The organism is Pseudomonas sp. MIACH (assembly GCF_001269925.1).
GTDB lineage: Bacteria > Pseudomonadota > Gammaproteobacteria > Pseudomonadales > Pseudomonadaceae > Aquipseudomonas.
Window position 1 is genome coordinate 34,864 of sequence record NZ_LHVO01000069.1, and the last position, 21,083, is coordinate 55,946.

The following is a 21,083-nucleotide window of genomic DNA, read 5'->3' on the forward strand; positions in this document are numbered from 1 at the left end:
GCCCTCAGCGAGCAGTTCTCACCGGGATATGCTCGACAACGTATTCAACCAGCTGACTCAGGCTTTGCTCGAACGTCTGGTTGGCCGTATCGATAACCAAATCAGGGTTCAAGGGCGGCTCGTAGGGTGCATCTATCCCGGTGAAGTCGAGAATTTCCCTGGCTCGGGCCTTGCGATACAGGCCCTTTGGGTCACGCTTCTCACACGTTGCCAGGTCTGCCGCGATATAAATTTCGTGGAAAGACGTGTTGCTGGCCGCGGCACGAGCACGAGCGCGCCCCTCGCGATAGGGTGAAATAAACGCCGTGATGCAAATCATGCCCGCATCGGCAAACAGTGCTGCCACTTCACTGACCCGGCGGATGTTCTCTGTTCTGTCTTCCTCTGAGAATCCGAGGTTGGCGTTAAGTCCTTTGCGAACATTGTCTCCGTCCAGTGTGTAGCACGCGTAGCCAGACCTCAGTAGATGCGCCTCCAAGGCCATTGCCAAACTCGACTTTCCGGACGCCGAGAGGCCTGTAAACCAAAGTACAGCGCCTTGTGCCCCCATGTAATGGGCGCGCTCGGCCTGGGTCACATGGTGACTGACAGACGTCAAGTTAGGGGTATTGAAAGGCAACTTCATAAGTTTGATCCAGCGTCTCTTAATGGTAGTCCGTGGTCTTGGGCACTTCAGGCATGGGCATCTTATGGAGTGATCAACCCCCGACTTCTGCCAGGTAGGTGGCTAAATACTCACTGGGAAAGGCGGCCTGTCCCAATCCTTTGAGGCCGCCAATAAGCTCCTCACGCCATTTTTCAACCAATACCGCTGAGACCTTGCGTTTATCGACGCTGACGCCGGCCGAGCGCAGCAACCGTCGGCTTCGCCGCATGGAGTTCGGGTCATTTTCAATGTAATACGATAGAAAGCTACGTTTTATCGAGTTCAAATGAGGGAGCAAGAACTGTTCGGGTTTCCCCCGTTGATCGGCAGACAGTACTTTTAGAATCCGATTCAGCACTCTCATGGCCTGAAGCTCATGGCCCGTCAGTGAACGGTTGTGCTGAATACTCTGCGGAGAGCGAGGCCTCAAGGTAAAGCCGGCGTGCGCCTCAATCAGGTCGTAGAAACCATTGGGGTCATCACGTAATAACTCGACGGGAATAACCAGTACATTGGATGCGCCGAACAGTGAAGCGTAAAGATCATACAACCTTGTGTAATTCAGAAGTTGGAGCAACATGGCATGCCACCGCTCGGCAAACACACAAGGGTTTTCAGAGGCGCCCTCTTTTACCGCTTGGTTGTAGTAGCTGTCCACAAACGACAACGGACTTCTTGTCACAATCAGTACTTTAGCGTCGGGTAACTCATGCTTCAGCGCCGCCGCCACCAGGCGTTGGTACGTTTGAATTTCAACGGTCGTCACCGGTCTCGGGGCCCAGCCGCAGAGTTCTTCACTGCTCACGAAAACAGGGGTGTCAGCCTGTGGTTGATGGGGCGCTATAGTCGATTGCCCCGGCCCGCTCAGATAGGCCTCCAGCGAAGCCCCATGCACAATATTCTGCGCGTAATTGTGCCATTGCAGCACCTGCACATCGCCCCGCTGCTGTGCTGCGGCCTGTATGTAAGTTGACGCTGACTTGGGGAGGCCAATATGAATAAGCTGCATTAAATATCCTGTCGGGCCCTCGCGACAACGATCGGCGCCCCCGTGAGTGAATTTAGCGACCCGCAGAAGCCTGCGGGCTTAGGCAATTCGCCTAGGTCAGTTTCGTCGCTTGAACCTTGACCAGCCCCTCCTTAGGAGCGAGCAACTTTCTTTTCAGCCAGACACGCACATTGACGTGCTTATCTTCCAGCAACCACGCGAGCACAGTAGCGAACAGTGTGCAGATAAGTGCAGACAGCCAGGCATTAGGCACGCGCGATGAATCGATATACTGAGCCACTAAAACGCGAATTGGCTCATGTGTCAGGTACAGCGCATAGGACACAAATGCCCCCTTTGCAGCCACCCATCTGAGCGGTGATGGAATATGAAGATTTCTGCAGGCCAGTACCACCAGCATCATCCCCGCACCTGTAAAAGTCAGAAGCTGCAAGTCATACATATTTACATGACTGGCGAGTGAGAGTTTCTGAAATCTCCAGAGAATCCCAGCCACAACGGCCATAAGAGGAATAACAGCCTGCCGCCAACCGATCTTTGGCGCGTAAACGAATATCGCCGCGCAGGCTGCGCCCAGAAACCACTCCCATGCCACCGATTCCCACACAGTGAAATACCCAACCACCAGGGTCGCAGGGCCTGCCATTAGCATTGCAAGCGCTTTCTCGATCTTTCCCATCGACCGCCAAAAAAAGGCGATGCCAAAAAACACATAGAGCCACCACTCAATAGCAATCGTCCAAAGAACACTGTTCCCCCCATAAATCCTTATAGGCGGCACGCCATCGATCATCCTCGCAAAGGGCGTGTGCTGAAGCTGGAAAAGGTGCCCAATAGAATCCCAAGCCGTCGGCGGCACACGCCCCAACAAAACAATACAAATCAGAAATGTAATTATCAGCCCGGGAACATATAGAACATATATCCGGCTAAACCGATCTATCATGTACTCGCTAAAACTGTATTGGGTTTTACTCAGGCATTGATAGGCAATAAGGAAGCCTGACAGCCAGAAAAAAATAACAACCGCAAGGCTTTGAAATGGCATTTCCCCGCCAAACCAAGTGTCAGGAACCAGTGAAAAGGTGTGCCCTAACAGCACCACAAACGCTGCCAATGCTCGTATTGCATCGAGCATGCTTGACTGGCCGATGGATAATCTATTAATCAAGAACAATTCCCTTTTTTATGACTCGCCATATAACAACTCATCTATTTTCAACGTTGTTGAAATGAAGAGACAAATGCTTCCATGCCCTATTGGCGTGCAGACCCGGCACGTCACACTTACGCATAACGTGCTATGCCCTGCGCGAAAACGAAAAAACCGTCATTCAAATGAGAATGACGGTTTTTTTGAAACTTAGCCGCTTCATGGCGCGTCCGCTCGTAGCGCTGTCTGCTCCAGCGTACGTACCGCAACGTCCCAATCCTCGGGCGTATCAATATCCAACGACTCGCGACTGTCAGTCATCACTAACGGCACAGTCCCGGGGCCGATGAAACGCTTCTGTTCACGAAGAACGTCTGGCGCCAGCAGGTAAATCGAACCGTCCAGCGTGTAGGCTGGTTCCAGATCCTGAGAACGCTTCGACAGGCTCTCCCAACCGAGGAAAGGCGTCATGGTGTCCCCGTCCAACTTGAAACACCAAGCGGGATGGGAGCTGGCGGCCGTAACACTGACCACGGAGCGGGAAACATCCTGCTGGTACTGCAACACCGCGCGCCGAATGGACTCTGCCGAACGAAAGGGTGAGGTCGGCTGCAGCAACATGACACCGTCGACGGCGCCGTGAACAGCCTCATATTCATCCAGCACCTGCACCACTACGTCAAAGCTGCCGGCGGTATCGGTGGCCAAATGCGCAGGCCTCATACTGAGAACACTGCCACCAAACGTGCGGGCAACCTCAGCAATAGCCAGATCATCCGTCGAGATCACCACATCGGTGACGACACCACTTCGCTGTGCCGCTTCAATGGTCCATGCAATCAACGGCCGCCCACCCAGAACCTTGATGTTCTTTCCGGGTAGCCGTTTGGATCCGCCCCTCGCGGGTACGATTGCCAGGATTTTCATTTCAGCGCCACAAAGTCGCGCAACATCGACAACCCGACTTTGCCACTTTTTTCCGGATGAAATTGAGCGCCCCACACATTGTCGCGCCCGATAACCGCCGCCACTGCAGTATCGCCGTACCGGCAATCTGCAACGCGATGAGCACCATCGTCAGGCACAGCCATGTAGGAGTGCACAAAATAGACCGCGCTATTGTGCGGTTCTACCGAGGCCAGCAATGTTCCTTCCCAGGAAGCACGCCCTGCGGCACAAACCAGATCGGACCAACCGATATGCGGAATTTTCAGACGAGCGCCGCTGTTATCAACGGCGGGTATGGGTTCTACCGTACCCGGGATCAATCCCAATCCGTTGATAAGGCCAAACTCGTGACTGCAATCGAGCAACAGCTGCATGCCCAGGCAAATACCAAAAAGTGGCGCACCCGAGGAAGCGTACTCTTTGATTGCCTGATCCATTCCATTCGCCGACAACATCGTCATTGCATTGGAAAATGCGCCCACACCAGGCAACAGAACCTTAGTGGCGTCCTTCAACGCATCGGGATCGGAAACCAGGTTCACCGTCGCACCACAGTGCTCAAGCGCCCGACGGACGCTGAACAGGTTGCCTACGCCATAATCGATAACAGTAACTACATTACTCATAGGTTCGAACCCGGATCCCGCCAGCAGATGCTTCTGTTCGGATGTCAGCCAACGATGCTCGCTTGAAGTGAAGAATGTCAGCCATAGCGACTGCATCCGCCCCCCTCCGGACCACCTCGACGGCATCCTGGGCTTTGCCCATGCCGCCGCTGGCAATAACAGGAATATTGACTGACTCGGTCACGGCCTGGACAAGCGCCAGATCGAAACCTTTGCGAGTGCCTTCGCGGTCGACCGAGGTCAGCAGAATTTCTCCGGCACCCAGCGCTGCCGCCTGCTTTGCCCAGTCAACAACGTCAATGCCGGTGCTTTCACGGCCATTGTCGGTGAACACTTCCCAACGTTCCGGCGAGACGCTTTTTGCCTCAATCGACAAAACCATACATTGGCTGCCAAAACGTCGAGCGATCTCGGTAATCAACTGTGGGTTGCTTACCGCAGCAGTGTTGACGGCCACCTTGTCAGCGCCACATCTCAACAGATGGGCGACGTCGTCAGTCGATCGCACGCCTCCGCCGACGGTCAGAGGAATAAACACATTCTCTGCCGCCTGCTTGATCAGCTCACTCAGGCTGTTGCGCCCATAAAGGCTCGCGACGCAATCCATGTAGATCAATTCATCAATGCCCTGCTCGTAGTAGCGCAGGGCATGTTCGTTGGGGGACCCGACAATGCGGAGCCCCTCAAGATGAATGCCTTTAATGAGATTGGCACCTTTCACATCAAGGCGGGCAATCAGTCGCGTGTTGCTCATTCAGCGTTAACCTGAGGATTCCAGGGGGTGTAGCGCAGTTTCCATTCGCCATCAACCACATGCCACAAGTGCGGAGAACGGAAACGATCACACGTCTCCAGGAACTCTTCACGGGTCATGCTGATGTACTCCAGAAACTCCTTTTCGTAGCGCGATGGGTATTCACCCTCGTAACGCTGCATCAACGCAATGGCTTCGTCCTTGTCGATGTGGTGGTTACGAATTTCCTGGGCGGAGTCCATCATCGAGCGGCCCACGCCGAACTTGATCCAACGCGTGAAGTAGAAGAAACCATCCACCTTGTCATCAAGGCTGTTGTACTTGGAGTACGTGCCCTCGGTGCGAACAGGGTTGGCCTCAAAACCGGTGTGTTCTACGGCGTAGTAGTAGGCTTCCTGCGGTACCCACTTCTTGTAGTAACCCAGGTATTTGAAATCGATACCCTTACGCTCAAGCACTTCGGCTGGCATTGGCAGATAGCTTTTCAGGTCGACCAGCGGAACGCCTTCGTCCAGGTATTCGCCAATTTTCTTGCCACCCAGATAAACATCGCGAACGTCTTTACCACCGAAATAATCCAGGGAAAAACCCTCGCTTTCCGCGACTTCATTGGCGGCAGCGTAGCTGGAGGTTTTATGGGAAATCTTTTCGCCGTACTCGCCTGGCATTTCTCCGTAGAAGATCAACGGGATATTCAGTTGAGCTGCCATTTTGGCAACGAAGGTCTTCTGCCCCAGGATGAACGGCTGGAAAGGGTGCAGCAGGTTGATGGTCGCATTGCGGGTCAGCAGGCGGTGAATCTTGCCATTCGGGGTATACAGATAGTTATCGAAGCCACCCACATGCAGCCACTGCTGGAAGTTTTTCCAGCCGATATCGGTATACAGATGCGGCGACCAGGTCACGGTCAGCGGATTCATGCCGTACTTGTACTTCAACAGGTGAGACTGCATGGCGCTGTCTTTGCCACCACTGCCACCTACGATGCAGTCATAGGTGCCGTCGGACTTACGATGCTGATTGCACAACTCGACGAGTTCGCGCTCGCGCTCGTCCCAATCGATTTCGCCATCTTCCTTGAGTATGTTGAAACGGCAAGCGTGGCACACGCCGTCTTCGTCAAAGCTCAGGGTTGTCTTGGTCGATCCATTGCTGTGCGCGTACTCATTACTCGACATCGGCTGCTGGTTCGACATGTTGCACTTTTTGCAGAACTTAACGTCGCGCGGCAACCCGTAATAAACTTCCAGTTCACTTTTTGGCTTGCTGAACCTTGAAAGATCTATAGATGAACTCGGGGCAATTTTCAAAACCAATCTCCAATCACGAAATTATTTATTGAACAGTGTACTTGTACGTGCCAACAGCGGGTCGTTGGGTCTGTATCGCTTACGCCCCGCCTGCTGCACGCGCTCGAACAACAGTGGTATATCGCTCTGACCCCCAAGATAAACGAATTCATCGATTACGGCAGGGTCCACACGTAGATACCAGCGCTTACGTGTATTCGGTTTATCGGCCTCTCATGGAGGCCACTATTTTTGCATCTTCAGTCGCTTAACGTTTTTTCCTACCGTGTTGCCTGACATCAATTGGAAACTTTTGAACGCCACTGGATGCGTCAGACGCACAATGCTTGCGCAGCCCACTTCATGGGTTGCGACCAACGGCCTGACAAGCGCATTTTCCCAGAGGACGTTGGTCAACTGAGCTCATGATTTTTTTGGCTGAACTTTAAATTTCGACTCATGAATCCGCATTGGAGAACTCACCACCAAATGCCCTGCTTGCAGGTCCCTGACCAACGTACTTCCCGCCGCCACGATGGCGTTCTCGCCAATACTACGGCCTTGCAGGGTGGTGGAACCTGCGCCAACAAACGCGCCAGTCGCCACCTTGACTCCACCGCATAAAACAGCCCCGGGAGCGATGTGAACATGGCTCGCGATTATACAGTCGTGATCGACCCTGGCCCCGGTATTTATGATCGTGTTGGCACCTATGACGGAATCGGGCTGAATCACTGCCCCCGCCATGATTTGGGCGCCCGCCTCCAGCACTACAGTGGAGTCGATCCATGCTGCCGAGTGCAGAAGTGCTGGAAACGTATAGCCCTTGGCCGTCAGTTCCATAAATACCTGCATCCGGCGATCGCTGCCGATAACTTGTCCCAGACCATTGACCAATGCCACTTGGGTCGGATCCAGCCCATTAAGCGCCTCGTCTCCCCCCAATACCCTTACGCCCCGCCAGAACTCGATACCACTGTGCGCCAGAGCGGGATCGCAGACCCCCTTCACCACCGCCCCCATCGACTGAAGCAGCGCCAATAACACCTTCGCGTGCCCCCCGGCGCCAAGAATGACGAATGGAAGCTGGGAAACGTCGCGACCTGACTCCGTCATTCGATGATCTCACCGGCGCGATAGTTGCGCGTAGCCACTGCTCCTACTCGCTGCCACAACTCGGTCGCAGGCAAGCCGCTGCCAGAGCGCGCCGTGGTCAGATCGGCGCGGGCGAACCGCTGACCCGAAGTAATTTCGCGTGCAGCCACTACCTGCTGACGAGCAGCCTTGCGGGTATCCCACTCACTGGGTTGTGGCGATTTCCCCGGTTTTCCAAGGGCCAGTTCCAACGCTCTTATCTGCCTTACCATGTCAGCAAGCTCAGCGGGCTCCAGCGACGCCTTGTGATCCGGGCCCGGCATGGAACGATCCAGCGTGAAATGTTTTTCGATTACAGTCGCGCCACGAGCGACCGCGGCAACGGGCACCAACAATCCTTCGGTATGGTCCGAGTACCCGACTTCAAGCCCGAACGCTGCTTTCAGCGTATCCATGGCACGAAGGTTAACTTCCGCCATAGGCGTAGGATATTGCGAAGTACAGTGCAACAGCGTGACATGGCCGGCCAATCGGCCTCTTGCCTCATCATCACTCCAGCACCGCCACACTTCATCCATATTTGCCGGTTCGGTTTGATTGCACAGTGCGTGCGCAACGATAGCCAGACCTTGCTCGACTTCACTCAGTGTCGCCATGCCCGTGGACAGGATGAGTGCCTTCCCGGTCCTGGCAAACTGCCAAAGCAACGGTCCGTTGGTCAGCTCGCCCGAAGGAACCTTGAAGAATGGAATATCCAGCGAACACAGAAAATCCAGGCTATCGCTATCAAAAGCGGTGCTGATGAACTCAATGCCACGGGCTTTGGCATGGCTTTGCAAATCAGCGTGCCAGGCGCGGGGCAGTTCAAGCTTCTGCAGCATCGCCAACTGGCTTTCAGCCGCGTCGGTCGTTTCCTGCTGATACAAGGCCTTGGGGGCACTTGCAGACGCCAATTTGCGCGCATCGAACGTCTGGAACTTTACCGCATCGGCCCCAGCGCTCGCGGCCAGGTCGACCAGTTCGAATGCCAACTCGCGCTCACCGTTATGGTTCACACCGGCTTCAGCAATAACGTACACCGCATCTTTTTTGGGTAGTTTCATACGTCAACTCAAATCATGAAATGTTTTGTGACTTAATAGCTCACAAGTTTCAAGAACGGCCACAATAGCCTCGGCGACTTCACCCTGCCCATACGGGTTGGTTGTTTCCCTGCAAGACTGTGCAAATGGCGCACTCAGCGCCAGCGCAAGCGCCGCGACGATGGAGTCTTTATCGGGCGGACAGGCCAACACCGAGTCCGCGCAAAGCCGGCCGGCCTGACGCATGCCAATATTGACGGTCGGCACACCAAAAGACGGCACTTCGATGATCCCACTGGAAGAATTGCCGACAACCGCTGAAGCGCGTGCGACGACACTGAGGTAGCGACGAAAACCCAATGAAGGGATCGCCAGGACCCGATCAGGATGGCGGCCAGCAAATTCCTCCAGCAACGGAATGATCGCGCGACCACCGTTATCGGCATTCGGGTAGGTCAGAATGACGCGATAATCCGCGAACTCCTCCAGGGCCAGCAACAAGGCGTTGAAGCTTTCAACTGGATCCTCTGTCAACGCCGTGACCGGGTGGTAAGTGACCAGGATGAGCGGTGCATCCACATCAAACTGGAGGCTCTCGCTTAACTCGTGTGCCGACATAAGCGGCGTGCGCTTGATGTGATCAAGCCCCACCGCTCCGACATTAAAGACCCGCTCGGGGCTTTCACCCATCTGAATGACACGCTGCCGGTAGGGCTCAGCCGCGACGAAATGCAGGTATGCCATTTTCGTGATTGCATGGCGAATGGCATCATCATAAGCGCCCTCCGTCAGCTCCCCACCGTGCAGGTGAACGACAGGAATACGCATGACCAACGCCGCCTGAACAATACTCAGCGCCTCGAATCGGTCACCCAGCACCACCAACATCTCCGGGCGCAAACGGTCCAGGGCATCAGCAAAACCCAGGGTCCCCAAGCCCATCGACTTGGCCACGCCGACGTCAGTATTGGAAGATAGAAGCATCTCGACCTTAGCGTCGATGGCAAAACCATCCTGCTCGATTTGCCGCCAGGTCTCTCCAAACTCAGGAGAAAGGTGCATGCAACTGACGATGGTTTGCAGCTCAAGCAGCTCGCTGGCCTGAATGCCTTTCATCAGCCAGTACAGCAAGCCGTACTCAGCGCGAGTCCCGGTAAATACGGCGACGCGACGTGTCATAAGCGACCCGCAGGCGGCACGCTGCTGGGCAGGTTAACGATACGCTCCTCCAGCCAATACGAGTTACTCAGGTCACCCTTCAAGCAATGCTCGTAAGTCGGCAGATGGCTCATCAATTTCCAGATCGGCCGCGTCATGACGCCACTGTCGTTGGTTGCTTTCAGCAGCGCGTCACGCTGCGTCTTGTCATTGCAGATAACCGCGTTCAACCAGTAATTGGATTTGCCATGCGCCGGCTCGGTAAAAAACTGCAAGTCGGTTTGTGCCAGCTCATGCTTGTAATTCATTGCCAGCTTTCGCTTGGATACCAGGAATGAATCCAACTGTTCCAGCTGTGCACAACCCAGGGCCGCATTAAGGTTCGGCAACCGGTAGTTGTAGCCCACTTCATCATGCACGTATTCGTAAGCATGAGGCTGTTTGGCAGTGGTCGTAAGATGCTTGGCTTTGGCACCCAGCACCTCGTTGGTCAGCACCATGCCGCCGCCGCCAGTGGTAATGATCTTGTTGCCATTGAAACTGAGCGTGCCGATCAACCCGAATGTACCGGTATGACGCTCCTTGTAAGTGCTGCCCAGAGACTCGGCAGCATCCTCCACCAACGCCAGGCGCCAACGAGCACAGACGTCCATGAGCGCATCCAGCGCTACAGGATGGCCAAATGTGTGCATTGGCAAGCAGGCCCTGAGCACACGGTCGTCACTTCGCAAACGGCAAACGCCATCGGCGTCGATAAACGCTTCGGACTCAAGCCAAGCCTCCAGGGCTGACGGCGAAAGACCCAAGGTCTCGCGATCGACATCAACGAAAACAGGTTGAGCGCCACAATAGGCAATGGCATTGCACGTCGCGACAAATGTCAGGGCCTGAGTAATGACCAGATCACCCGGCTTCACGCCCGCCAACAAAAGGGCTATGTGCAGTGCCGCAGTACCGTTCACGGTCGCTACGGCGCGCTCACTGCCGGTGTAAACCTGCATGTCCTGCTCGAAACGATCTACAAAGGCCCCCACGCTGGAAACGAAGGTCGATTCGATCGTGTCTGCTACATACTTTTTCTCGTTACCGGAGAACACCGGGGCATGCAACGGAATGAACTCATGTGTTCCGTATTGATCGCGTACAAACCGAACTAGGGCATCAAACATTTCGAGCCTCAAACGTTATAAATATTGGCTTTATATTTGCTGAGATTTTGAGGCTGGGAAAACCACTCAACCGTCTTTTCAAGACCTTGACGAATCGAATACTCAGGTTCGAAACCGGTAAGACCGTGGATCTTTGAGTTATCACACCACAAGCGGAAAACTTCAGATTTCTCTGGACGCAGACGTTGGTCATCCGTCAGGAACTCCACATCGCTATTCATCAATTCGCGAATGATATTGAGCGTATCACCTACCGAAATTTCAAAATTCGAACCGATATTTACTGTTTCGCCGATCGCTTGTTCGCAACGGGCCAATTCCAGGAAACCACGGCAGGTATCGGCGACATAGTTGAAGTCGCGAGTCGGGGTTACATCACCCAACTTGATCTGTTTCTGCCCGGCGGCGATCTGGCTGATAATCGTCGGGATAACCGCGCGCGCAGACTGGCGAGGGCCGTAGGTGTTAAATGGCCGGGCAATCGTCAATGGCAGATCAAAGGCATTGAAAAAGCTCATCGCCATGGCATCAGCGCCGATTTTTGAAGCACTGTACGGCGACTGCGCCTGCAGCGGATGCTTCTCATCGATAGGCACGTACTGGGCAGTCCCGTACACCTCACTGGTTGACGTATGGATAATGCGCTTCACGCCATTTTCCAGGGCCGCCTGGCAGATATTCAATGTGCCTTTGACATTGGTGTCTACGTAACTGTCCGGGGCGACGTACGAATAAGGAATGGCAATCAGCGCTGCCAAGTGAAAAACGATGTCGACACCTTTAGTGATGTGCTTGCAATAGTGCGGGTCACGCACATCGCCATTGAGCACCTCAATTCGAGACAGGCAATCGACATCCTCAAGCCAACCCCAATAGTTGAAGGAGTTGTACTGAGACAACGCCTTGACATTATAACCCTCACGCACGAGCAGCTCGGTCAAATGCGAGCCAATGAACCCATCCGCGCCGGTCACTAAAACTGTAGTCATCGTTCAACCCTTAACGTACTTGCCCCGAAGCTCCAGAGCCCAAGACACAAAAAACCAGTTACGCAAGAGTCCTACAAACGGATCCTGCTTCAAAAATTGCGACACGTGCAAAAGCACGCGCATACCACACCGCACCGAACCGCATAGAGATAACCTGGCTGGCAACCCGCAAGGCAATGCCATCAGAGAGAGCACATCTTGCACTGAACAGCCCGGCTTGCGCCATTAGCTGCCCAACAAGTAGCCGGCAGCAACGATGACACAGCGCAGCCTGTGACGCAGCGAAACCAGAGGTGTAGTAAAAAATCAAACAGGGGGGAGGCTCCCATTACTTTACGCCAAGGGAGCTTTGCCAGGATCAATCGCGAGCCGCCTGAAAAGCGTCTCGCAAGAAATCGGTGAGCATGCATCCCTGCAATGATTAGCCGATCATACCAGCTCAAAGGGCGCCGAAAAACATCCCTCGCCACTCTTCCTACAAAAACCAGTATAAGTCGCTTACGTTGCGCATGCCTGAACCGCACACTGATCACTCTTGTTGACTTACGAGACCTGTCGTGTAGGCTTATTGCGCCCCTGTTTATCAGCTGCGGCTGCACAACAGTTCGGCTATTAAAAAGATTCGGAGCGTTATAGAGAAGTAGACAGGGAAGCTCTGCTCCGAGGTACTCCAGTCAGATTAGGAAGTCGAAAAAGTGAAGGATTGGAGAGATACCGTAGTCTCGCCGAACACTCCGTTGCGCGAAGCGATTGTTCGCATTGACGCCTGTGGAATGCAAATGGCACTGGTGTTGGATGATGACGAAAAACTGGTCGGGCTACTCAGCGACGGTGACGTCCGCCGAGCAATCCTCAAGGAAGTCCACCTTGAGACGCCGGTTGCCGAGGTAATGAACGAGGCACCGCAGACTGCTCACGCAACATCTTCCAGTAACGAACAATTGAACCTGATGCGCCGAGGTGTTTTGCACCATCTGCCGCTACTGGATGATGAACAGCGCGTGGTGGGTTTAGCCACTCTCGATGCCCTCACGGGAATACTTGAGCGCCCAAACTGGGTGGTATTAATGGCTGGCGGCCTGGGACAACGCCTGCGCCCCCTGACAGAACACTGTCCCAAGCCGATGCTGATGATTGCCGGAAAGCCCATATTGGAGTGCATTCTGGAGAGTTTCATCGAGCAAGGATTTCGCAACTTCTTTCTCTCCGTCAACTACCTCGCTGAAGTGGTACGCAACCACTTTGGGGATGGCAGCAAATGGGGTGTGCGAATTCGCTACCTGGAAGAAAACAAACGACTAGGTACGGCAGGCGCCTTGTCGCTACTGCCCAAACGCCCCGAGCACCCTATTCTGGTAATGAATGGCGATCTCTTGACCCATGCGCGTTTCGACGACTTGTTGCAGTTTCATGAAGATCACAACGCCGAAGCCACAATGACAGTACGCGAGTACGACTTTCAGGTGCCCTACGGCGTGGTGAAGGTCGACGGCTCAGCCATTACCGGCATTGATGAAAAACCGATACACAGCTTTTATGTCAACGCGGGCATTTACGCTATTTCGCCTTCAGTGCTCGACCGCATTCCCTCGGGCACTTTTTACGACATGCCGACAATGTTCGAGAACCTGATCGAGGCCAAAAGAGCCACTGCGGCATTTCCCCTGCGTGAGTACTGGCTCGACATTGGTCGCATCGAAGAATTCGAACGCGCACAACATGAGTGGTCTGCGAAAAAAACCGAAAGGCAGTCTGCAAACTAACGCAAAACAGCACAGTGAATATTCCATGAAAAAAATGCTTTTGGTCCTGACTCTTTTGACCGCAACCGTGGGCACCCTTGCCGGCTGCGATCAATCATCCGACAAACAAGGACAAGCTCTCGGCCGCCCAGCTAAAGCTACCGCCGCAGTGACCCTTGAGAATCAGGCCCTCGAACTTGCACTGTCTTCTCCCGAAGGCGCTGCACAATTGGCCGCGAAGTCCCCGGAAACAGTTGCCGTTGCTGCGATGCAGGCGTCTGAAAAGGCGCTGTCGGAAATCAACTCCTCGCCAGAGTCGGCAATGGTGAGGCTGAATGCCTACGCACAACTCGCATCAGCCGCCTCTGCCGCAGCCCCGCAGTCGCAAGTTGCGAAAGACGCAGCACAGAAGGCTAAAAGCGCTAAATTGCGAGCCACCGCTGCAATCAAGGACGCTAAATAAATAGCAGTCGATCCAAAGAGTCTTGCGGGCAAGCGAGTGATAAGCACAAATCGCTCGACTTCGACGGCACAACGGGTTGTGCGAAGGGTCGAAGGGGACAGAACGTTCAAAGGCCCGCAAGCTGCGCTTTTTGAGAAAAAATTCCTACTCTATTTTTTCCAATACAAAACCACTTCATTAGCTTAGCGACGGAGATGTCAGGACGATGCACGCAACAAAAGGTGAGGAATGAAATTGGGCTCTCCACTCCCCGGCAAAAATGTACTTTTTGTCGTAAACGAAGCCGGGGAGTTCGTCGAGCTTCGCCGAGTCGCTCAGGCTGCCAAGATGGCTGGTTACGCCGTCAGCTTCCTTTTCGTACAAGCGGGTTATATCAACCTCAAGCCTGACCGTGCATTTTGTCGCATGAATGGCTTCAGCGCTTACTACCCAGGGCGTCCATTAAAACGCTCTGTACAGTCGATAAAGTACGAAAAAATCGCGAACGAGCTTGAAAACGGCTACATCCCCCACTCGCTGATGGAAAAAGCCAGTCCCAAAGGTCGCGCGCTCACGTGGGCCGGCCTGGTTCTGACGACAGTGCTCAGCCCGCTTTTCAAGCTGCATGACATTGCCACCCGCTCGGCGCAAAAGCGCACGGAAAAATCCAACAGTAAAAACTTCCAACCGTTTAACTACGCGCGCCAGCTGTACAACGTCCTCAAGCCTTCAATGGTGGTTTTCGGCCAGGAATTCCCCGGCTCGGTGAACACCTTGCTGACGAAAATCTGCAACAAAGATAACGTCCCGACACTGATCGTCCCGTTTGCGGTGGGCACGGCCAAGGAAATGGTTGAAAGCCTTTCCGACAAACCGATGTACGAAGCGGACAGGAACATCCTTAACAAACTGGCGGCGTTTCTGTTTCCGCACTGGGTCAACTACTACGCGTCGAAGAAACTCCTTCGCCTGCCCGGCCAGCGAATATTCCTGCTCGAGGCCTTCGGTTTTGCGCCGGAACACCCGTGGATCCCTAACAACAGCAAAGTCACCTGCATCGCCGTCGAAAGCCCTGAAATGGAGCGCTACTATCGCCGCATGCGCTTCCCGGAGCAGCAGTTGCGCCTGACCGGCGCTGCGTACGACGATGTCATGCACGCTGCAAGAGAATCGCAAACCGCTCGGGAGCGCATTTTCCGACGACTGCGCCTGGATCCTACAAAGCCTTTGCTCGTGTGTGCCTGGCCCACCGACCAATATGGCTCACGCAGCATCCCGATGGAGTTCCAGGACTACAAGGCACTTTGCAAGGCGTGGGCGAAAGCACTCGCAAGCGTCAGTCGCTTTACTGATTTCAACGTGATCATTCGTCCACATCCAGTCACCGACCCCGAGCTTTTGAGTGAGGTCCTCAGGCCCTATCGCCTGCACCACCGAGTGACCGATATCGACACACTTGAACTCGTTCCGGCGTGCGACCTGTTTGTCGCGTGCGTGTCGTCCACTCTGCGCTGGGCCACGGCATGCGGGATTCCAGCCATCAACTATGACTGCTACGACTACGGTTATACCGACTTCGAAAACGCGAAAGGCCTTGTTACGACCAACCGCTACAGCGTCTTCCAATCGACACTGGAGCGCTTGACCGACAACAAGGAAGCCTACGCAGAGGCGCGAGCCAATCAAATTGAATGCGCTCATGAATGGGGGCTGCATGACGGTAAATCGATGGCGAGAATTATCGACCTGTTCGACGAACTGACCAGTGCTCAGCCTATCTCCACACCCTCAACCAGAACCTGACCCTCATGAGTACCGAAGAAAAAATCCGTCCGCCTCTCAAGGAAACGGTTGTTAACAATTCCCGCCGTTTCGACCTGCGCGGCCTGATCAGAACCCTATGGGATTTTCGCTTACTGTTGTGGGTGTTCTGCAAACGTGATCTGAAGGGACGTTACACACAAACGATCTTCGGATTGGGCTGGGTCGTCCTGACGCCACTCATTACCGTTGGCGTATTCGTTATCGTGTTCGGCATCATGGTCAAGGTGCCGACTGACGGGCTGCCAACCATTATGTTTTACCTGGTGGCGGTCATACCCTGGTACGCCTTCATGAACGTCCTCAACCCCTCGGTCCAGATGATCGAGGGTAATGCGGGCCTGATCACCAAAGTCTACTTCCCGCGCCTGCTGATTGGCGGCGCCTACGCTGTAGGCGCTGCCGTCGACTTCCTGATCGCCTACACGTTGCTGATTACGCCTTTCGCCATTATCTATGACGTCTGGACGATTCAATTGCTGCTCATCATGCCGTTGCTACTGGCCTGCACACTCATGACAGGCCTGGGCATAGGCTTGATGCTTGCGCCATTGAATGCCAAGTATCGAGACGTGAAACACCTGGTGCCCTTGGCATTACAGCTTTTTTATTACTCAACACCTGCTATTTACCCAGTCTCGGCTGTCCCGCCCTGGGCTAAACCCTGGTACGCGGTCAACCCGCTTTCCCTGGTCATTACCGGCTACCGTGACGCCATGCACGGACACTGGCCCGCACAATCCACCCTGCTTACGCTCATTGCCATTGCGGTAACTTGCTTCTCGGTTGGTGTGTTCATATTCCAGCACTTCGATAAAAATGTGGTAGACACCCTATGACGTGGGCCATTCGTTGCGAGAACATTTCCAAACTTTATCGTATTGGCAAATCGAACGTCACCGCTGCCGAAATGATCAATATGCGTATTCGGTGGATGCTCGGCCGAGTAGTCAACCCACTGAAGAAGTCGAACGCCGCAAAGCCGGTGGAAACCACTCACGAATCGCACACCATTCTTGACGCACTGCAGACCCAGGACGCCCCCCCCAACCACTTCTGGTCGCTGAAGGACGTGGATCTGGAGATAAAACAAGGTGACCGAGTCGGCATCATCGGCCCCAACGGTTGCGGTAAAAGTACCCTGCTGAAAATCTTGTCCAGAATCACCTCGCCTTCGCACGGCGGCTTTCGCTTCCGTGGACGCTTGATCAGCCTGCTGGAGATTGGTACGGGATTTCACGGCGATCTCAGCGGTCGTGAAAACATCTACCTGAACGGCTCGATCATGGGCATGAAACCTCAGGAAATCAGCCGCCGCATCGAGGAAATCATCGAGTTTTCGGAACTCGGGGAACTGATCGACACCCCGGTGAAGCGCTATTCCTCAGGCATGTATGTGCGCCTCGCCTTTTCGGTGGCAGCCCACCTCGAATCCGAGATTCTCATCGTCGATGAGGTTCTGGCGGTAGGTGATGCCGCGTTCCAAAGACGCTGCACCGAAAAAATGCTTCAAGTCGCCGACCAGGGACGCACACTGCTGTTCGTCAGCCATGACATGGACGCCGTCAACCGTATTTGCAATCGAGCCGTCCATATGGCCCACGGCCGTATTATCAACGACAGCAAAATCGAACTGCCAAAAAGCGTCGAAGATAAACAACTTTCCACGCAAACCGTCTCAGACATCACCCGCTCTTATATACGTTCGGGCATTCAGCTGACCCCGGCGGTCACTTGGGCCGAGGTCAACGCGCCGATGTTTGACGATTGCGTAAGACTCGACTCGATCATGGTGCTGGATAAAAACGGTGATCCGAGCCCCGAATTTGACGTGAAGGAAGAGTTTGTCATTGAGGTCAAGTTCACCGTGCTTGAGGCGAAATGGCCGATCAATGTACACCTGCACCTCAAAGACCTGGCCGGCCATTACGTCCTGGTGGCCATGGACAACCTGTACACCGGCACGGATGTTCGGGCCGTAGGACAGTATGTCGAGCGCTGCACGGTGAAGTCGCCGCTGCTCAATGTCGGGGACTATCGTATCGACGTTGAGCTTTGGCCTGGTGCTGAACTCGATCACAGGATCATCAAGCAGGCCGTTATCAGCTTCACGGTTGCCGATGACAGTGAACCGACCGGGGTTCGTGGAAACTGGCCCAACGCGTGGCCCAACTGCATGGTGCGGCCTCAACTGGCCTGGGATGTAGGCATGCCCGTCAATCGTCAGGCGCGATAATCAGTGGTCTCGGACAATGCGCGCCCCCTCTCCCTTGCCCTCCAGGGGAGAGAGGTGATTTTGATCTCGTCTCCACATCAGCTTTTACATGCCCTTTGTGCGCTTCGCTTCGATAGAGAATCCAGGCGTATTGCAAACGAAAGCCCAGTGACCCTGGTGCTCTGGTCCTATCAGTTGATGGACCACTCGCCGAACTCACAAAGTCGGCAATTTTTTGATACCGCACTCAAAAGTTTCCCCTTCGTCACCGCAGTGCTGCCATCACTGAAAGAACGAAAATGGCCGTTGTCGCCATACCGAAAACTGTCAAAACGCGTTGAGTGGCTCAGGAAGTATTTGGACATCACTCCCGGAGAGTGTGTCGCGTTCTATTACGCGCACGATGCCAGTTCGGAACATACTGCGCAGGCGTTCATGCAGGCGCTATCAGCAAAACGGAACATTTGTTATGGCGATTCACCTGGCTTTCTCTATCCGCCTACAAAGCCCCCTGCCCCGACCTTTGATATCAGTCTTCGCGGGCTGAAGCATTTGTTTTGGTTCAGTCGCGTCAACATTGCCAACGATTGGATTACAGCAGAGACGGCATTGACCGTCATCGACTTTGACGACTTGGACTGCTCCCTTCCTTACCCCGAACACACCATCATCCCTAGCGAAATTCTCGTCCAGACGCTAACCACGTTGAAAAGATTTTTCGCACCCGTGCTCCAGCTTGAACAGGACATTGGCACACGATCAAAAACCGAACCTACCTGGCTACTCATCCTCAGCAACTTCACAAGCAGCAAACTGACAGATGAGTCTGATGAGCTTGAGCTGTATGTCCAGATCTGCAAGGAACACGTAGCACCGGGCGGCACAATACTGATTAAAAAACATGCCGGAACGCCCGCCGCATTCGTGGAACAGTTAGTGCAGCGCCTCGATAGCTATCACGCAAAAAAACTGCCTGAGCGCCTGGATAGCCTGCCTATTGAATTTCTAGGTCACGTACTCGAATCGTGCGGGATTATTTCCGTTTCATCCGCGTCCGCGCTACTGAGCTTATTACAAGCGCCCCACCTCATTCACGCACTGACTGCGCAAAACATCGAAAAGTTCTTCAGGCCGGCTTATAAAGACTACATGACCCTGGCCAACGAAAAAATACTAAAAAAAACCAGGCATACCCTACCAACACTTCGCTCAACACCTTTAAGAACTGAATAATGCTCCGTCTCAATATAAAAACCGTTGCGCCCCTATGTATAGCCACATTGATAGTCCTCGGTATTTCAACGTTAGTCTATTCCCTGCACAAGGAGACTTCCAACGACGACACCGTTATTGACAGCCTCCCCTACACCATCACCCAGCCAGGGAACTATAGGCTTGAGCGATCGCTGCACAGCGACCGCAACGGCATTGAAATCCTTGCCAGCAATGTCACCATCGACCTCGATGAAAATACACTCAGTGGACCTACTGACGGTGATAACACCGGATTCGGCATCTTTTCTTTTGGCCAAAGTAACATCACCATAAAAAACGGACTTATCCGTGGTTTCCAATACGGGATTTATCTTTCTGGGTTCTCCGATCTCGCGACTCACTCGTCAATGCTAGAAGGGAGCAACCATTTAGTCGACGGTATGAATATACGTTTCAGCACCTTCAGGGGCATTCGGGTCGAGGGTGAGAACTCGATTGTTTCTAACAATATGATCTCCGACATCGGGGGCGACACGACCACTGAGAACGCTTATGCCATGGGGATCGAAACTTATGGCAAGGAAATCCTCATCCAAAACAACAGCCTCATGGAAATAAGAGGCCAAGGGATTCAGGATATTGGTGAGGGTGTGGGAATTTCACTCTCGCGATATGGCGAAGGCAGTGTCGTAGACAATAATCGCGTGGCCAATCGAGAGCTCGAAATAAGCAGCAGTTCTCCGGCCTGGCAAACCAGATCAAGATCGACCTACGGTATATGGGTAGGTGGCGACGGCATTAAGGATGTTGTCATCAGCAACAACCGGGTCAACAACTTCAAGCAGGGAATAACGTTCAAACGGTCTGAGTCGGGCTCCATCGTAGGCAACCGCGTCACCAACGCGTTTATCCCTTATTACCTCCCCGAAAACGAAGACAGAACAAGAGTGGCAGACCTTGGGCAGAATACTTCGGATGAACAGAATCTTGATCTGAAGCCTGGGCGGGCCACGCCTGGCCAGATTGAAACCGTGGAACCCCCTTACCTCACCTACCTTTCACCGCTGCATCGGCGCTCTAACCCGGCCTTCCTGCCTCGGCCAAACCCGACCAATGGCGACGACATCATCATTGGAATCGGCGAACGAAACATGGTCGATTACTGGGTCCCAATCGACCCAAGCAAGCCCGACAGCCCTGTATTCATTGATTTGGCGGCAGGACGAGCGACCGGCGGCGGTGGAAACGATCGCCTGATCAACATTCGCGGCGCCCAGGGTTCGCCCTACGACGACATAATTCTCGGCGATGACAACAACAACTTGTTGGCTGGCGGAAGTGGCAACGACCGTATTGAAGGCCGGGAAGGAAATGACTATCTCTATGGCGATGATGGAGACGACGAGCTGTTTGGCGGCCCAGGTGATGATGTGCTGGATGGCGGTGACGGCAACGACATTCTGTGGGGCGGTTCGGGCGCCGACACGTTCATTTTCTGGAAAGGTAGCGGTGGCGGAAAAACCATTATTGGAGACTTTTCAGGCAGCGACGGCGAGCAAGACCGAATTGACCTTGCGGGTGTTGTATCTACCTTTGAAGAAGTAATGGATGTATCGGAAGAGGTGGGCGACGACTTGCTTATCACCCTTAACGAAGATGATTCAATCTTGCTGCTCAATGTAAAGAAAGACCAGCTCACCCCTGCTGACTTCATCTTCTGACATTGATAC

19 protein-coding genes are annotated in these 21,083 nt (G+C 53.9%); 7 read left to right on the top strand and 12 right to left on the bottom strand.

Annotation, left to right across the window (positions count from 1 at the left end):
* Positions 1–4: 4 nt before the first annotated feature.
* The 12 genes from cysC to AD670_RS30000 all read right to left on the bottom strand — a co-directional run bounded on the left by cysC (position 5) and on the right by AD670_RS30000 (position 11,918).
* Positions 5–625 (bottom strand): adenylyl-sulfate kinase, encoded by a 621-nt coding sequence (gene cysC, locus AD670_RS29945; protein WP_053140681.1) that lies wholly within the window; start codon positions 623–625, stop codon positions 5–7.
* A 73-nt stretch (positions 626–698) separates the two neighbouring features.
* Positions 699–1,655: a hypothetical protein gene (locus tag AD670_RS29950; RefSeq protein WP_053140683.1), complete on the bottom strand. Its 957-nt coding sequence runs from the start codon at positions 1,653–1,655 to the stop codon at positions 699–701.
* 91 nt (positions 1,656–1,746) lie between these two features.
* Entirely contained in the window at positions 1,747–2,826 is a 1,080-nt protein-coding gene (locus tag AD670_RS29955; protein ID WP_156338349.1) for an acyltransferase, read from the bottom strand.
* A 201-nt stretch (positions 2,827–3,027) separates the two neighbouring features.
* Entirely contained in the window at positions 3,028–3,735 is a 708-nt protein-coding gene (locus AD670_RS29960; protein ID WP_053140688.1) for a cytidylyltransferase domain-containing protein, read from the bottom strand.
* Positions 3,732–4,382: an imidazole glycerol phosphate synthase subunit HisH gene (hisH, locus tag AD670_RS29965; protein ID WP_053140691.1), complete on the bottom strand. Its 651-nt coding sequence runs from the start codon at positions 4,380–4,382 to the stop codon at positions 3,732–3,734. Before hisH ends, AD670_RS29960 begins: the two co-directional genes overlap by 4 nt.
* Positions 4,375–5,136 carry an imidazole glycerol phosphate synthase subunit HisF gene (gene hisF / locus AD670_RS29970; protein WP_053140694.1) on the bottom strand — a complete coding sequence of 254 codons (762 nt, stop codon included), beginning with the start codon at positions 5,134–5,136 and terminating at the stop codon, positions 4,375–4,377. The genes hisH and hisF overlap by 8 nt, the downstream gene beginning before the upstream one ends.
* A complete protein-coding gene (locus tag AD670_RS29975; protein WP_371263210.1) occupies positions 5,133–6,452 on the bottom strand; it encodes an N-acetyl sugar amidotransferase in 1,320 nt (439 codons plus the stop codon). The genes hisF and AD670_RS29975 overlap by 4 nt, the downstream gene beginning before the upstream one ends.
* Positions 6,453–6,848: 396 nt before the next feature.
* A complete protein-coding gene (locus AD670_RS29980) occupies positions 6,849–7,541 on the bottom strand; it encodes an acetyltransferase (protein ID WP_053140700.1) in 693 nt (230 codons plus the stop codon).
* Entirely contained in the window at positions 7,538–8,623 is a 1,086-nt protein-coding gene (gene neuB, locus AD670_RS29985; RefSeq protein ID WP_053140703.1) for an N-acetylneuraminate synthase, read from the bottom strand. The genes AD670_RS29980 and neuB overlap by 4 nt, the downstream gene beginning before the upstream one ends.
* A gap of 3 nt (positions 8,624–8,626) precedes the next feature.
* Entirely contained in the window at positions 8,627–9,781 is a 1,155-nt protein-coding gene (gene neuC, locus AD670_RS29990) for a UDP-N-acetylglucosamine 2-epimerase (RefSeq protein WP_053140706.1), read from the bottom strand.
* Positions 9,778–10,929, bottom strand: a complete 1,152-nt coding sequence (locus tag AD670_RS29995) for a LegC family aminotransferase (RefSeq protein ID WP_053140709.1) — start codon at positions 10,927–10,929, stop codon at positions 9,778–9,780. The genes neuC and AD670_RS29995 overlap by 4 nt, the downstream gene beginning before the upstream one ends.
* A gap of 8 nt (positions 10,930–10,937) precedes the next feature.
* Positions 10,938–11,918: an NAD-dependent 4,6-dehydratase LegB gene (locus AD670_RS30000; RefSeq protein WP_053140711.1), complete on the bottom strand. Its 981-nt coding sequence runs from the start codon at positions 11,916–11,918 to the stop codon at positions 10,938–10,940.
* A gap of 695 nt (positions 11,919–12,613) precedes the next feature.
* On the opposite strand from AD670_RS30000, the gene AD670_RS30005 reads away from it, so the two are divergent.
* The 7 genes from AD670_RS30005 (at position 12,614) to AD670_RS30035 (ending at position 21,074) form a co-directional block, all read left to right on the top strand.
* Positions 12,614–13,681, top strand: a complete 1,068-nt coding sequence (locus tag AD670_RS30005) for a nucleotidyltransferase family protein (RefSeq protein ID WP_053140714.1) — start codon at positions 12,614–12,616, stop codon at positions 13,679–13,681.
* On the top strand, positions 13,638–14,123 hold the full coding sequence (locus AD670_RS30010) for a hypothetical protein (RefSeq protein ID WP_156338351.1): 486 nt from the start codon (positions 13,638–13,640) through the stop codon (positions 14,121–14,123). The genes AD670_RS30005 and AD670_RS30010 overlap by 44 nt, the downstream gene beginning before the upstream one ends.
* 228 nt (positions 14,124–14,351) lie before the next feature.
* Positions 14,352–15,905, top strand: a complete 1,554-nt coding sequence (locus AD670_RS30015) for a hypothetical protein (RefSeq protein ID WP_156338353.1) — start codon at positions 14,352–14,354, stop codon at positions 15,903–15,905.
* A gap of 5 nt (positions 15,906–15,910) precedes the next feature.
* Complete coding sequence (locus tag AD670_RS30020; RefSeq protein WP_032885379.1) at positions 15,911–16,762, top strand: ABC transporter permease; 852 nt, start codon at positions 15,911–15,913, stop codon at positions 16,760–16,762.
* The gene (locus AD670_RS30025) at positions 16,759–18,159 is read left to right on the top strand and encodes an ABC transporter ATP-binding protein (protein WP_053140723.1); all 1,401 of its coding nucleotides are present in this window, start codon (positions 16,759–16,761) and stop codon (positions 18,157–18,159) included. The genes AD670_RS30020 and AD670_RS30025 overlap by 4 nt, the downstream gene beginning before the upstream one ends.
* Positions 18,160–18,306: 147 nt before the next feature.
* Positions 18,307–19,371 (top strand): hypothetical protein, encoded by a 1,065-nt coding sequence (locus AD670_RS30030; RefSeq protein ID WP_053140726.1) that lies wholly within the window; start codon positions 18,307–18,309, stop codon positions 19,369–19,371.
* Complete coding sequence (locus AD670_RS30035) at positions 19,371–21,074, top strand: hypothetical protein (RefSeq protein ID WP_053140728.1); 1,704 nt, start codon at positions 19,371–19,373, stop codon at positions 21,072–21,074. The genes AD670_RS30030 and AD670_RS30035 overlap by 1 nt, the downstream gene beginning before the upstream one ends.
* Positions 21,075–21,083 lie beyond the last annotated feature (9 nt).

Bases quoted from the DNA above. Each gene is read 5' to 3' on its own strand.
- AD670_RS30015 (WP_156338353.1), top strand. From the start codon at position 14,352: ATGAAATTGGGCTCTCCACTCCCCGGCAAAAATGTACTTTTTGTCGTA.
- AD670_RS30020 (WP_032885379.1), top strand. From the start codon at position 15,911: ATGAGTACCGAAGAAAAAATCCGTCCGCCTCTCAAGGAAACGGTTGTT.
- AD670_RS29995 (WP_053140709.1), bottom strand. From the start codon at position 10,929: ATGTTTGATGCCCTAGTTCGGTTTGTACGCGATCAATACGGAACACAT.
- hisF (WP_053140694.1), bottom strand. From the start codon at position 5,136: ATGAGCAACACGCGACTGATTGCCCGCCTTGATGTGAAAGGTGCCAAT.
- cysC (WP_053140681.1), bottom strand. From the start codon at position 625: ATGAAGTTGCCTTTCAATACCCCTAACTTGACGTCTGTCAGTCACCAT.
- AD670_RS30010 (WP_156338351.1), top strand. From the start codon at position 13,638: ATGAGTGGTCTGCGAAAAAAACCGAAAGGCAGTCTGCAAACTAACGCA.
- AD670_RS29960 (WP_053140688.1), bottom strand. From the start codon at position 3,735: ATGAAAATCCTGGCAATCGTACCCGCGAGGGGCGGATCCAAACGGCTA.
- AD670_RS30035 (WP_053140728.1), top strand. From the start codon at position 19,371: ATGCTCCGTCTCAATATAAAAACCGTTGCGCCCCTATGTATAGCCACA.
- AD670_RS29980 (WP_053140700.1), bottom strand. From the start codon at position 7,541: ATGACGGAGTCAGGTCGCGACGTTTCCCAGCTTCCATTCGTCATTCTT.
- AD670_RS30000 (WP_053140711.1), bottom strand. From the start codon at position 11,918: ATGACTACAGTTTTAGTGACCGGCGCGGATGGGTTCATTGGCTCGCAT.
- neuC (WP_053140706.1), bottom strand. From the start codon at position 9,781: ATGACACGTCGCGTCGCCGTATTTACCGGGACTCGCGCTGAGTACGGC.
- AD670_RS29950 (WP_053140683.1), bottom strand. From the start codon at position 1,655: ATGCAGCTTATTCATATTGGCCTCCCCAAGTCAGCGTCAACTTACATA.
- AD670_RS30025 (WP_053140723.1), top strand. From the start codon at position 16,759: ATGACGTGGGCCATTCGTTGCGAGAACATTTCCAAACTTTATCGTATT.
- neuB (WP_053140703.1), bottom strand. From the start codon at position 8,623: ATGAAACTACCCAAAAAAGATGCGGTGTACGTTATTGCTGAAGCCGGT.
- hisH (WP_053140691.1), bottom strand. From the start codon at position 4,382: ATGAGTAATGTAGTTACTGTTATCGATTATGGCGTAGGCAACCTGTTC.